Source organism: Rhizobium sp. BK377 (assembly GCF_014193935.1).
GTDB lineage: Bacteria > Pseudomonadota > Alphaproteobacteria > Rhizobiales > Rhizobiaceae > Rhizobium.
Map to the genome: position 1 here is coordinate 316138 of NZ_JACIAC010000006.1, position 11716 is coordinate 327853.

At 59.9% G+C, this 11716-nt stretch carries 13 protein-coding genes; 5 read left to right on the top strand and 8 right to left on the bottom strand.

The genetic code is table 11. The features are described from left to right. Positions 1 to 36 precede the first annotated feature (36 nt). Together ruvA and ruvC are read right to left on the bottom strand one after the other, a co-directional pair. Positions 37 to 651, bottom strand: coding sequence for a Holliday junction branch migration protein RuvA (gene ruvA, locus FHT92_RS23265; RefSeq protein WP_183748826.1), 615 nt, complete (start codon positions 649 to 651; stop codon positions 37 to 39). 12 nt (positions 652 to 663) lie between these two features. Next, complete coding sequence (gene ruvC / locus FHT92_RS23270; protein ID WP_183748827.1) at positions 664 to 1188, bottom strand: crossover junction endodeoxyribonuclease RuvC; 525 nt, start codon at positions 1186 to 1188, stop codon at positions 664 to 666. A 248-nt stretch (positions 1189 to 1436) separates the two neighbouring features. Between ruvC and FHT92_RS23275 the strand changes: the two genes are divergently transcribed. From FHT92_RS23275 to FHT92_RS23285, 3 genes are all read left to right on the top strand, one after another. Continuing rightward, a complete protein-coding gene (locus tag FHT92_RS23275; RefSeq protein WP_183829738.1) occupies positions 1437 to 3749 on the top strand; it encodes a methyl-accepting chemotaxis protein in 2313 nt (770 codons plus the stop codon). Positions 3750 to 3756: 7 nt separating this feature from the next. Continuing rightward, on the top strand, positions 3757 to 4251 hold the full coding sequence (locus tag FHT92_RS23280; protein ID WP_183829741.1) for a GNAT family N-acetyltransferase: 495 nt from the start codon (positions 3757 to 3759) through the stop codon (positions 4249 to 4251). 100 nt (positions 4252 to 4351) lie between these two features. Continuing rightward, entirely contained in the window at positions 4352 to 5353 is a 1002-nt protein-coding gene (locus tag FHT92_RS23285; protein WP_183829744.1) for an LLM class flavin-dependent oxidoreductase, read from the top strand. A gap of 72 nt (positions 5354 to 5425) precedes the next feature. Here the strand turns inward: FHT92_RS23285 and FHT92_RS23290 are convergent, their stop codons facing one another. After that, positions 5426 to 6172, bottom strand: a complete 747-nt coding sequence (locus tag FHT92_RS23290) for a YebC/PmpR family DNA-binding transcriptional regulator (protein WP_183748831.1) — start codon at positions 6170 to 6172, stop codon at positions 5426 to 5428. 173 nt (positions 6173 to 6345) lie between these two features. On the opposite strand from FHT92_RS23290, the gene FHT92_RS23295 reads away from it, so the two are divergent. Next, a complete protein-coding gene (locus FHT92_RS23295) occupies positions 6346 to 6849 on the top strand; it encodes a pyridoxamine 5'-phosphate oxidase family protein (RefSeq protein ID WP_183748832.1) in 504 nt (167 codons plus the stop codon). Positions 6850 to 6883: 34 nt separating this feature from the next. On the opposite strand, the gene FHT92_RS23300 is transcribed toward FHT92_RS23295, so the two are convergent. The 4 genes from FHT92_RS23300 to FHT92_RS23315 all read right to left on the bottom strand — a co-directional run bounded on the left by FHT92_RS23300 (position 6884) and on the right by FHT92_RS23315 (position 9843). After that, on the bottom strand, positions 6884 to 7729 hold the full coding sequence (locus FHT92_RS23300) for an MBL fold metallo-hydrolase (RefSeq protein ID WP_183829746.1): 846 nt from the start codon (positions 7727 to 7729) through the stop codon (positions 6884 to 6886). A gap of 94 nt (positions 7730 to 7823) precedes the next feature. Next, positions 7824 to 8648: a TIGR00282 family metallophosphoesterase gene (locus FHT92_RS23305; protein WP_007827096.1), complete on the bottom strand. Its 825-nt coding sequence runs from the start codon at positions 8646 to 8648 to the stop codon at positions 7824 to 7826. Positions 8649 to 8651: 3 nt separating this feature from the next. Then, a complete protein-coding gene (locus FHT92_RS23310; protein ID WP_183748834.1) occupies positions 8652 to 9239 on the bottom strand; it encodes a 5-formyltetrahydrofolate cyclo-ligase in 588 nt (195 codons plus the stop codon). Positions 9240 to 9306: 67 nt separating this feature from the next. After that, positions 9307 to 9843: a MarR family winged helix-turn-helix transcriptional regulator gene (locus FHT92_RS23315; protein WP_246735534.1), complete on the bottom strand. Its 537-nt coding sequence runs from the start codon at positions 9841 to 9843 to the stop codon at positions 9307 to 9309. On the opposite strand from FHT92_RS23315, the gene FHT92_RS23320 reads away from it, so the two are divergent. Further along, positions 9827 to 10894, top strand: coding sequence for an FUSC family protein (locus FHT92_RS23320; protein WP_183829749.1), 1068 nt, complete (start codon positions 9827 to 9829; stop codon positions 10892 to 10894). The two genes, FHT92_RS23315 and FHT92_RS23320, sit on opposite strands and share 17 nt — an antisense overlap. On the opposite strand, the gene FHT92_RS23325 is transcribed toward FHT92_RS23320, so the two are convergent. Beyond that, positions 10891 to 11679 (bottom strand): hypothetical protein, encoded by a 789-nt coding sequence (locus FHT92_RS23325; protein ID WP_183829751.1) that lies wholly within the window; start codon positions 11677 to 11679, stop codon positions 10891 to 10893. The genes FHT92_RS23320 and FHT92_RS23325 overlap by 4 nt on opposite strands. Positions 11680 to 11716: the final 37 nt, after the last annotated feature.

Here is an 11716-nt window from a genome sequence, read left to right on the forward strand (position 1 = left end):
ACACCAAGCGGTCGCCGTTGACATCCCGTCGGGCAATCAACGCGAAAGTTCCCGCAGGCCGAGGCGGATCAGCTTGGCGCTGTCTGCGTCCTCGCCGGCTGTCTTCATGGCGGCGGCGACCGCATTGGCGGCCTGATCGCGCGAATAGCCAAGATTGGTTAGCGCCGAAACAGCGTCGGCGACGGGAGCGGCTGCCACGCCTTCGCCGATCTCCTGCTTGAGGCCGATATTAATCGCCTCGCCGGCAAAGGCAGGTGCCTTGTTCTTGAGTTCGGTGACGATACGGATCGCGACCTTGGGACCGACGCCCTGGGCGCGCGAAACGGCGGTCTTGTCTTGGAGGGCGATCGCATTGGCAAGTTCGGGAGGTGTCAGGGTCGAAAGCACGGCGAGCGCCACTTTCGCGCCGACGCCCTGCACGCTTTGCAGCAGATTGAACCATTCGCGCTCGAGCCGGGTCTGGAAACCGAAGAGCTTAAGCTGGTCCTCGCGCACATAGGTTTCGATAAAGAGCACGCAGGCTTCTCCAACGGAACCGAGCTTCGAGAGCGTGCGCGCCGAGCAATAGGCGACGTAGCAGACGCCGTGCACATCCACGAGCACATAGTCGTCGCCGATCTCATCTATAATGCCTTTCAGCTTGCCGATCATGATATTGTTCCGTCAAGGATGGGTTGCGAGAGCGTTGGCAGCTGCCCGCATTCTGTTGCTGCCGCGATGATGGGCGTGGCAGATGGCGATTGCCAAAGCGTCGGCGGCGTCGTTGCCCTTGAATTCGGCTTTCGGCATCAGGATCTTCAGCATCATGTGGATCTGCTGCTTCTCCCCGTGACCGACACCGATGACGGTCTTCTTCACGGCATTCGGCGCATATTCCGATACCGGGAGACCGGCGCGGGCCGGCACTAGCATGGCGATGCCGCGGGCCTGGCCGAGCTTGAGGGTTGCTACCGCATCCTTGTTGACGAAAGTCTGCTCGACGGCGGCCTCATCCGGCTTGTAGGAATGGACCACATCGGCAAGGCCGTCATGCAGCTGGCAGAGGCGGGAAGCGAGGTCCATGTCACCATCCGAAGTGACAGTTCCCGAGGCAACGAAGCGCAGCGAATTGCCGAGCGTATCGATGATGCCCCATCCGGTGCGGCGAAGGCCGGGATCGATACCGATGATACGAATCGTGTTTTGCATAGCTCACCTTATAGCGATGACGAAATAAGTGCCATTGATGTGTGAACAAAGCGAAAACATTCGTTGTTTTTGCGGGGCGGTGTTTACCGCGAATTAAACCGGATGCCTGAATTCTAGTCCGTCAAATGTGAGAGGGGCCAGCTTTCGCAAAGCTTAAGGCTTCTGATGGTCTGTTTGCATTTCAACCGGCGGGTGATGTCTCCGTGCTTCCACTCGCCGGCGCCGCTGTTCCGAAGGGTTCGTATTTCATGGCTCAGAGATTTCAGTCCCTGTCCTTCAAGGTGATAGCCACCTTCATCCTGCTGACCACGCTCTCGGTCGCGGTGATCAATATCCTCGCCTATTTCGCCAGCAGCCGCATTTCCGACGAGCAGGCGCTGAAGGCCAAGGAGAGCGTCTTGATCTTCCGCGGCGACATGCTGCAGGATCAGCTTGTGCAGCTTGAAAATCAAGCGACCTCGATTGCGCGTATCGAAGCGCTGCAGATGTCGATCACCAACCTGAAGAGCGGTTGGAAGACGATGGAGAAGAGCTCGGGTGACGCACGCGGGGAGCTGAAGAAGGCCTTCATCACGAATAATCCGAACCCGGCCGACCAGCGCGAGAAGCTTGCAAAGCCCGAGGGGCCAAGCGGTTTCTACTATTCGAGCCATGAGAAGACGCAGGGCGAGGTGGCGCGCGACCTCGCCGATACCGCCTTCAGCGACCTCCTGATCGTCGATCTCGATGGCACCGTGCTCTATTCCTACAAGAAGAACGACGACTTCGCCGAAAACCTGAAGTCAGATGCTTGGAAATCGACCGGAGCGGGCATCGCCTATGCCAAGGCAATGGAAAACACCGCCAAGGCGACCGACGATTCCGCGCCGACGGCCTTCTCCGGTCTGCGCGTCGATGCAGGAAGCGGCAAGTCGGCGATCTTCTATGCAGTTCCGATCGTCAAGCTCGGGCAGGCGAAGGGGCTGATGCTCTTCAAGGTGCGCGACGATGTCGTCACCAGCATTCTCGCGAAGGGTATCGTGTCCGGCAGCACGGCAAAGGCGGCCATCATTTCGGCAGATGGCTCGGCCGTCGGCCTCAATGCATCTGGTCAGCTTGCAACGCTGGATACTGCGCCGTTCACCTTCATCAAGGATGCACTTGCGAGTTCGGCAATGACGGTCGCGGATTTCGATCGCGCCGATGGTGCGGCCCGCGCCTATGTGCGTGGCATTGATTATCGTGGCGACCGTTTCCTCGTCGTTGAAAGCATGCTGCTCAGCGAATTGAACGCTGGCTCGATCGAGATCGCCACGCTGCTGACCTCGATCGGCGTCGGCGTTCTCGTCATCATGGCGATCGCCACGGGGCTCATCACCAACTTCTTGTTCTCACCGCTCGTCCGGCTTGCCGGCGTGACCCGCGAAGTCGCTGACGGCAAGCTGGATGTCGAGATCGGCAGCGAGAACCGCAAGGACGAGATCGGCACCATGGCGAAGGCGCTTGGTCGTTTCAAGCAGTCGCTGATCGAAGGTCGCCAACTCGAAGCCGAGAATGAGCGGGCGCGTGCGCGTGCCGAAAGCGAGCGCCAGCAGAACCTTGCGCAGCGAGAGGCGGAAGCCCGCAGCCTGCAGGATGTCGTCGCAGCGCTCGACGAGGGGCTTCATCATCTGGCCAGCGGTGATCTGGCCTACCAGATCGAAAAACGCTTTCCGAGCGAACTCGAAAGTCTGCGCGTGAACTTCAATGAGGCGCTGGCAACGCTCAACGAGACGATGACGGCGATCGGCGGCAATTCCATGGCCGTCCGTGCAGGTTCCGAAGAGATGCGCACCGGTGCCGATGAACTGGCTGGCCGCACCGAGCGGCAGGCAAGCTCGATTACCGAGACGGCTAACGCGATCAGCGCCATCACCCAGTCGGTGCGCGTACAGATCGAACGCGCCGAGCAGGCCGCGCGCATCGCCCGCGACGCAAAGAAGGAGACGGTCGGCTCCAGCCAGATCATGCGCGAGACGATCGCAGCGATGGAAGCGATCCAGGCGTCATCGCGGCAGATCAACACCATCATCTCCGTCATTGACGATATCGCCTTCCAGACAAACCTGCTGGCATTGAATGCCGGCGTCGAAGCGGCACGCGCGGGCGAAAGCGGCAAGGGTTTTGCAGTCGTCGCCATGGAAGTACGCGAATTGGCGCAACGCTCTTCGAGCGCTGCCAAGGAAATCTCCAGTCTGTTGCAGAAATCCACGCATGAGGTTGAAAGCGGCGTTGCGCTTGTTGAGAGGGCAGGCGTTGCGCTCGCTAGCATAGGCGGTCATGTCGAAGCCATCGATGGCCAGATCAACGAAATCATGGAATCCACCCGTGAAGAGGCCGACACCCTGCGACAGATCAACAGCGCGGTCGCCGAGCTCGATTCCATGACCCAGCAGAATGCGGCGATGGTCGAGGAGACGACAGCTGCCATCCACCGTCTGGCAACCGAGGCCGTAGAGATGGACCGTCAGCTCGGCAATTTTACGCTTGCCGAAGGTCAGCAGTACAGCGCCGACGTACATCTGCTGCGCAAGCGAGCCTGACCGCATCTTGCTGATCCGGTTCGAAAGACCCGATGATGCCGACGCCATTCACGCGCTGACGTGGACGGCGTTCGAATCAATGCCTTTCAGCAACAATACCGAAGCTCAGATCGTCAGAGATCTCCGCGCGTCGGGTGACCTGACAATATCTCTTGTCGCGGAAGAGGGCGAAGAGATTGTCGGCCATGTTGCCTTCTCGCCAATCACGGTCGGCGATATCGAGGATGGATGGTTTGGGCTGGGGCCGATTTCGGTGAAACCGGAACGGCAAAGGCAGGGAATCGGCCGAGCGTTGATCCTGAAGGGGCTTGGTCTGCTGAGAGAGTGTGATGCGACCGGCTGCGCGCTGATCGGAAATCCCGCAGTTTATCGCGGCGTCGGTTTCGAGAGCGATGGGAAGCTCACCTATGGCGATCTCGACACGCGTTATGTGCAGCGGATCGTCTTCAAAGGATCGCCACCATCAGGTGCGTTGAAATTCTCCCCGGTTTTCGACAAATGACGGTTATTTTCTGCGACAGCTTTTGTTTAAGCCGCGATTTGGAATAGAGCCACGGCGAACCTACATAAACCGCACTCCCATTCTTGCGCGGCAGGTTTTCATGGTTCCCTTTTCCATTCTCGATCTTTCCCCTGTGGCAGACGGCACGACCATCAGCCAATCCTTTGCGGCGTCGAAGCGCATGGCACAGAAGGCGGAGGAATTCGGCTATACGCGTTTTTGGATGGCGGAGCATCATGGCATGCCCGGCGTCGCGAGCGCGGCGACCTCGGTCATTCTCGGCCAGATCGGGGCGGTGACGAAGACCATCCGCATCGGTTCGGGTGGCGTTATGCTGCCGAACCATGCCCCGCTCGTCATTGCTGAGCAGTTCGGCACCCTGGAAGCGCTATTTCCCGGCCGCGTTGATCTCGGTCTCGGCCGGGCGCCGGGAACGGACATGCGAACGGCGCAGGCGCTCAGGCGTAACCTCGATGCGGGTGCAAACAGTTTTCCCAATGATGTAGTGGAACTACAGCAGCTTCTGGGGGCACCGATCGAAAACCAGGCAATCCTCGCTGTACCCGGCAGCAATTCGAACATTCCGATATGGCTGCTCGGCTCCAGTCTCTACAGCGCCCAGCTTGCGGCCATGCTCGGTCTCCCCTTCGCCTTTGCTTCGCATTTTGCGCCTGACATGCTGCTTGATGCGATCGCAATCTATCGCGACCGGTTCCAGCCTTCCTCGGAACTGGACAAGCCCTATGTGATGGTCGGCGTCATGGGCGCTGTTTCCGAAACGGACGAGGAAGCGCGGTATCACTTCACCTCTGCACAGCAGCAATTTGTCAATCTCAGGCGCAATGTGCGTGGTCCTTTCCCGCGGCCGGTCAAAGACATGGACGCCTTCTGGTCTCCGATGGAAAAGATGAATGTGGAGCACACATTGCGTTACGCCGTCGTCGGCTCCCCAGCCACGGCAGAGGCCCAGCTAAATGAATTCCTCAAGGAAACGCAGGCCGATGAGGTCATCATCTCCATGCCGATCCATGATATCGAGGCACGGTTGAAATCGGTGGAGCTCTTTGCCGGACTCGGCAATTTCATGCGGGCCGCGGCCTAGCCGGCAAGCATCCTAGCAAGCAAAAAAACCCGGCGGAATGGCCGGGTTTTCCATTCAATATCGTGGACGGCTTCAAGCCGAGAGCTTGGCCAGAACTTCTTCCGAGACTTCGAAGTTCGAGTAGACGTTCTGGACGTCGTCATCGTCTTCGAGCGAGTCGATGAGCTTAAGCAGCGACTGCGCTCTTTCTTCGTCGACCGGCACGTTGTTCTGGGCGCGCCAGACGGCTTTCACAGTCTCGGCTTCGCCGAGGGATGCTTCAAGCGCCTTGGCAACTTCGCCTAAGGCCTCGAAGGCGGTGGTGATGTAATGGCCTTCCTCGTCGGTCTCCACATCATCGGCGCCGGCTTCGATCGCGGCTTCCATGACTTTGTCGGCATCGCCGGCGGACAGTTTGTAGGTGATTTCGCCGACATGATCGAAGGAGAAGGAAACCGAGCCGGTTTCGCCGAGTGCGCCGCCGGCCTTGGTGAAGATCGAGCGGACGTTGGAGGCGGTGCGGTTGCGGTTATCGGTCAGGGCTTCGACGATGATCGCCGTGCCGCCCGGGCCGTAGCCTTCGTAGCGGACTTCGTCATAGTTCTCGGTGTCGGCGCCGGAAGCCTTCTTGATGGCGCGATCGATGTTGTCCTTCGGCATCGACTGGGCCTTGGCGTTCTGGATCGCCAGGCGCAGGCGGGCGTTCATCGAAGGGTCGGGCAGGCCGGCCTTGGCGGCAACGGTGATTTCGCGCGCGAGCTTGGAGAACATTTTCGAGCGCACGGAATCCTGACGGCCCTTGCGGTGCATAATGTTTTTAAACTGTGAATGGCCAGCCATGGCACCCCTGTTCACGTCTCATTGTTCGGAATGGGCCGCCTTATAAGATCGGAAAGGGCGATATTCAAGGAAAAAGCAGCTTTTCAATCCTTCTCTGGTGGCATGGCGAATGGCGGAACAAAGCGGCAAAGATGACGTTTTCAACCGACAACACCAGCAGGAAAGGAACGGCTATGGCAAGCTTCAGCGAAGCCCGTGAACAACCGGCGCGTCAACTCTGGGATCAAATCAACGACATCCATGCCGGCATGCTCGGCCTTTCAGGCGTCGACATGCATATGCAGCCCATGGCTCCGAATGTCGATCCGACCACCAATACGATCTGGTTCTATACCAAGACGGATGCCGAACTCGTACAGATGATCAAACCCGGCAGCCGCGCGCATTTCTGCGTCATCGGCAAGAACCATGACTATCATGCCTGCCTGTCCGGGGTTATCGAGGTGCGTCCTGATCCCGCAAAAATCGAGGAGTTCTGGAACTCTGTCGTGGCTGCCTGGTATGAAGGCGGCAAGAAGGATCCGAAGCTGACGATGCTTTCCATGCATGTCGACGACGCCGACATCTGGGTCTCGACCGGAAGCAAGCTGAAATTCGGCTGGGAAATTGCCAAGGCCAATTTCGACGAGGAGAAGATGCCTGACGTCGGCATCAAACGGCATTTGCAATTTGCGTGAGACAAAGGCTTGGGATCGAGCCCGGCGGACCTTCTTACTGCACGTCCTTCATTACATAGATCAGAGGCTTTTTCGGTAGCGTACGCATCGAAACGGTCAGGCTATTGTCGGGCGCATAATTGACGTCGAAGCCGTTGCCGAACATCGAGATGAAGGCGTTGACAGGCGGGCCGCGGCGATGCATCGGCAGGATCAGCGATGACCGCAGCCGCTTGATGACGCGGCTCATGCTGTCGGCTCCCATGGTCAGACCGCCGTCGACCGGCACCATGACTACATCCAGCCTGCCGATTTCCGTATAATGTGCGTCGGTCAGCTCATAATGGAGGTGGCCGAGATGGCCGATGCAGAGGTCGGCGATTTCGAAAATGAAAATGGAATTGCCGTCCTGTTGCGATCCGCCGAGCCCGTAGCTGAAGCGGATGTCCGTCGTCACATTGCGGATATAGGCATCGCCGACGAGGAGATTGATTTTGGCTTTTCCGCCAGGCACGTCGCTCCATCCATGCAGCACGTGTTTGATGTCTGGATCCGGGGTCAGCGTATAATGCGTCGAGTGGGCCTTGTTCATGGTGACGACATCGGGTGTGACGGCCGGCCTGTACCACCCGTTATAATCAGTGGCGATGACGATGCCGCCAGGCGTCTCGATCTCGAAAGTCGAATGTCCGAGGTAGGTGAACGTGACGTCCTCAACTTCGGAAACCGCAGCAATTACCGGCGCTGCGCCGGAGAAACTCGCGAAAGAGGCCTTGGGAATATTTTGCGCGATGGCCTGGCACTGGCTGACCGGTCTTCGATCTTCCTGGGCTGTGGCAAGGTTCGGAGCGGAGAAAACCGCAAAACATGCGATAGCGAGGACAAAACAGTGCGGCCTCATGCCACCCTCCGGCGCTTTCACGACGCCCGGAGGATGCGGCATGCTGCCGCAGCGGTCCAGACGCGGCATGCTCACAATTGCGTGTTACGAGGCGCTAGCGCCAGAATTCCGGGATCGTCTCGGCAAGCCTCGGGCCGAGGCGCAGGGGGGCGATCTTCTCTGCCAAGCCCGTCGCATCGGAAATTTCCACGCCAACGCCGCAGATGGTGGCAGGTCCGGTTGCTGCTTCCATGCGGCCCTTCGGCATCTTGGAGATGAAGCGGTTGAGCGGTTCTTCCTTGTCCATGCCGAGCGAGGAATCGTAATCGCCACACATGCCGGCGTCCGACATATAGGCTGTACCGCCATTGAGGATCTGCGCATCGGCGGTCGGGACATGGGTGTGGGTGCCGACGACGAAGCTGGCGCGGCCATCGACGAAATGGCCGAAGCACTGCTTTTCGCTCGTCGCCTCCGCATGGAAATCGAAGATGATGGCGTCGGCCTGTTCCTTCAGCGGACAGGCGGCAAGGATCGTTTCGGCCGCCTTGAAAGGATCGTCGAGCTCGGGATGCATGAAGACGCGGCCCATGATGTTGGCGACGAGCACGCGCGCGCCGTTGCGCGCATAGAAAAGACCCGAGCCGCGCCCGGGCGTACCCTGCGGATAGTTTGCCGGACGCAAAAACTGGTCATGGCGGCCCGCGAAGGCGACGGCATCCTTCTGGTCCCAGACGTGATTGCCAGTTGTCACCACATCGGCGCCGGCATTGATCGTTTCCAGAAAGATGTCTTCGGTGATGCCGAAGCCGCCGGCGGCGTTCTCGCCGTTGACGATGACGAAATCGAGCTTCAGGTCGGAAACCAGGCCAGGCAGGCGGTCCCAAACCGCCGTGCGTCCCGTCTTGCCGACCATGTCACCCAGAAATAGCAGTCGCATTCCCTATCCAATCCGTGAGGTAAAATGGCGCAGGCCGCTTTCCGTCAGGATGGCATCCAGGCTTATGTCATGCGGCTCAGCGGGTACCTCTGCCACTTCCTGGCAGTCAAATGCAATGCCGATCAGCTTCGGTGACAGGCCTTTTTGTCTGAGACGGTCGATTGCCCGGTCATAGTGGCCGGCGCCGTAGCCGATGCGGTGGCCGCGGGAATCGAAGGCCGATAGCGGCACGAGCATGATTTCGGGGTCGAGGATGGCAGCATCTTCGCCTGGGCCGACCGTGCCGAAGCCGGTGCTCCTCAGTGCCGCACCGTGGACGAGTTCCCGAAAGACGATGGTTTGCTTGTCGATGATTGCGGGCACGCAAAGACGGCCGCCGCGCCCGCGCCACCGCGCCATCAACGGCTGCAGGTCTGCTTCCGAGCGGATCGGCAGAAAACCGGAGATGGTTGTACCGGGCGCAAAAGCAATCGCATCGCCGGCATGAGCTGCCATGTCGAGGCTTTTGGCTGTGCGAAGATCTGTCGGGATGGCGTCCCGGGCAGCCAGACGTTCGGCGCGCAATTGAGCCTTCAATTCCTTGGGCGTCATCTCAAATCCAGTATCGTTGCCGAGCGAACATAACCGCTTGCGGCTGGAGGCGACAGGTGAAAAGGGTCTATTCCTCGCCTGATTGCGCCTCGCCCTCGGGATGGGCATAGGCGAGCTTCAGCATAAGCTCCGACGCCTCGATCAACGCCTTGCGCTCTTGCGAAGTCAGGCGTTCGTCCATCGCTTTTTCCAGCCAGGCGCGGCGAGCGCCCATATCCTCCGACAGTATGTTGCGGCCATGACGGGTGATCGACAGTTCGATCTCGCGGCGATCGGCTTCGCTCCGCATCCGGCTGATCAGTCCGTCACGCTCGAGAGCGGCGATGATGCGGGTGACCGATTGCGGTTGCAGGCGCTCCTCGAGCGCAAGACGCCAGGCGGGCATCGGACCCAAGCGATGAAGAGTGGCGAGGATCGCGATGGTCGCCAGGCTGTGCGGACTTTCGGACCGTGCGCCGCGCAGGCGGCGGCCGAGCAGCAGGACCGAACGCAGGATGAGTGTCGCGGCGGCGTCGTTGTTAGTGGACATATAGTACGCAGTGCGTATTGTATTGATCGAGCCCCATCCCTGGATCGAGAGACGGTTGATGGAAAAGACACTCAATCACTTTGCCGGAGCCTTTCGCTGGTCGACTGAGAAGGAAGTGACGGCGGTCGAAATCACCGTTTCGGCGCTCGCCATGGCCGTTCCGGCTCTGCTTGCAGCGAGAGGCCATCATACGGGGCTTGGCCTGATCGGTGGCATGGCGATGAGCGGGACGGTAGCGCACGGCAGGCTGAGGACGCAAGCTGCGAGCGCAGGGGCTGCATTGCTGGTGTTGATGCTTGCGACCGGGCTTGCCTGTGCAATTGGGCGGCTGGGCGGTGCGTGGCAGATCGGCCTGTTGCTGATCGCGGGACTTGCCGGCGTCGTCGGCGGCTTCGATCGCGTTGTTGTCGCCGCCGCCATGCGCTTCGTCTTTTATCTCGTCATGGTCGGCGGCATCGTTTCTACCACCACGGCAGATCCGTTGCTCATTTTTGCGATTGTCATCGGCGGCGCGCTTTTTGCTGTCGCTCTCCATATGGTGATGGCTGCGGTCGTCGCGCATATTCGCCATCATCTGGCAGAGCCGGTTGAGGATGACCGCAAGCCGACCGCCAGACAGAAATTCAACCGGCTGCGGCGCTCCCTGGCGGAACCGGCGGGTTGGCAATATCCCGTCCGGCTGGTTTCCTGCCTGGGCGCAGTTTCGCTCACCCACTTGTTCTTTCCCGATCATGACATTCACTGGGCGGCGCTGGCGCTGGTGCTGCTGATCGAGCGGCGGCCGGAGCGTTTGCCGCTGAAGACGACGCAAAGAGTGATCGGCGTTCTCTTCGGTGTCTGCTGTGCGGGATTGCTGTCGCTTCTAACCTTGCCAAGTTGGGCCGATGTGCTTGTCATCGGCATGCTCGGCGGCACCAGGCCCTTCCTTCGGGCCAGGAATTATCTCGCTTATTCGATCGTGATGACGCCGCTGATGATGATGGCGATGGGAACCGCCGATCATGCCCTGCCAACGTCAGCACTGCTGGATAGGCTATTTGCAACTGTCTTCGCCGCCTGCCTTGTCCTGCTCGTCAACCACGCAACGATTCATTTTCTGCCACAGACGGCAGCGCCTCGCGCTTAGACAACGATGCTCGAAGGAATGGTCGCCGTCGGCACGGCAGCCGACAGCCCGGTCACGGCTGATTGTGCTGCTCCGATTGCACCTTCGACGGCGTCACGGTTCTTTTCACGCAGATCGCGCATGGCCTTTTCGAGGATCTGCTTCAGCTCGCGGACGACGGATTTGAACTCCTCCATCGTCTTGCGGTCATCGGCGGAAATTGCCGAGGACTTCGGACCGTCCTCGACGATTTCCTGATAGGCTTTGCGGGCATGAGCCGCGCCATCTGTTTCCGCAGTGTCCGTGCCGCCTTCCACCGTTTCCGTTGTCGTTTCGGTGCCCTGTTTTGCCTCGGTAGAAGCCGTTGCATCGCTTGCGACAACGTCGGCCGTCGCATTGGCGGTGGCATCGGCCGTGGTGGCGGTGGAAGCCGATATGGCTGCAATGCTGGTCGTAGCACCTGCGTCGGAGGAGCCCCCGGTTGCAACGGCCGAGGCGAATTCGGAGGCCGCGGCGCCGACCTTTCGCGCGAGTTCGGCGGCGAGACGCGCAATCACTTCAGGCGGGAAGCCCGCCGTCTTCAGCGCCTGAAGCTCCTGCTTGGCTTCTTCCAGCTTGCGCTGGGCGCGGCTCTTTGCATCGTCAGCGGAGCTTGCCAGCGAATTGCGCACCTGCTCCAGCGCCAGCGACTGCCGCTGGATCTTCAATACACCGGTGTCGGGCTCATCTCTCGTGGACGATACGCCGGATTGTGCCGGTTGGGTGCCGCGCAGAAGGGTGGTCGCCGAAACGGTTGCGAGCTGCATAATATACCCCCGATTACATTTGGGGCGTACTCTGCCA

Excerpts from the sequence above, each read along its gene's own strand:
- FHT92_RS23310 (WP_183748834.1), bottom strand. The coding sequence starts at position 9,239 with ATGACGCCCAAGGAATTGAAGGCTCAATTGCGCGCCGAACGTCTGGCT.
- FHT92_RS23300 (WP_183829746.1), bottom strand. The coding sequence starts at position 7,729 with ATGAGGCCGCACTGTTTTGTCCTCGCTATCGCATGTTTTGCGGTTTTC.
- FHT92_RS23290 (WP_183748831.1), bottom strand. The coding sequence starts at position 6,172 with ATGGCTGGCCATTCACAGTTTAAAAACATTATGCACCGCAAGGGCCGT.
- FHT92_RS23285 (WP_183829744.1), top strand. The coding sequence starts at position 4,352 with ATGGTTCCCTTTTCCATTCTCGATCTTTCCCCTGTGGCAGACGGCACG.
- FHT92_RS23320 (WP_183829749.1), top strand. The coding sequence starts at position 9,827 with ATGGAAAAGACACTCAATCACTTTGCCGGAGCCTTTCGCTGGTCGACT.
- FHT92_RS23275 (WP_183829738.1), top strand. The coding sequence starts at position 1,437 with ATGGCTCAGAGATTTCAGTCCCTGTCCTTCAAGGTGATAGCCACCTTC.
- ruvC (WP_183748827.1), bottom strand. The coding sequence starts at position 1,188 with ATGCAAAACACGATTCGTATCATCGGTATCGATCCCGGCCTTCGCCGC.
- ruvA (WP_183748826.1), bottom strand. The coding sequence starts at position 651 with ATGATCGGCAAGCTGAAAGGCATTATAGATGAGATCGGCGACGACTAT.
- FHT92_RS23295 (WP_183748832.1), top strand. The coding sequence starts at position 6,346 with ATGGCAAGCTTCAGCGAAGCCCGTGAACAACCGGCGCGTCAACTCTGG.
- FHT92_RS23305 (WP_007827096.1), bottom strand. The coding sequence starts at position 8,648 with ATGCGACTGCTATTTCTGGGTGACATGGTCGGCAAGACGGGACGCACG.
- FHT92_RS23325 (WP_183829751.1), bottom strand. The coding sequence starts at position 11,679 with ATGCAGCTCGCAACCGTTTCGGCGACCACCCTTCTGCGCGGCACCCAA.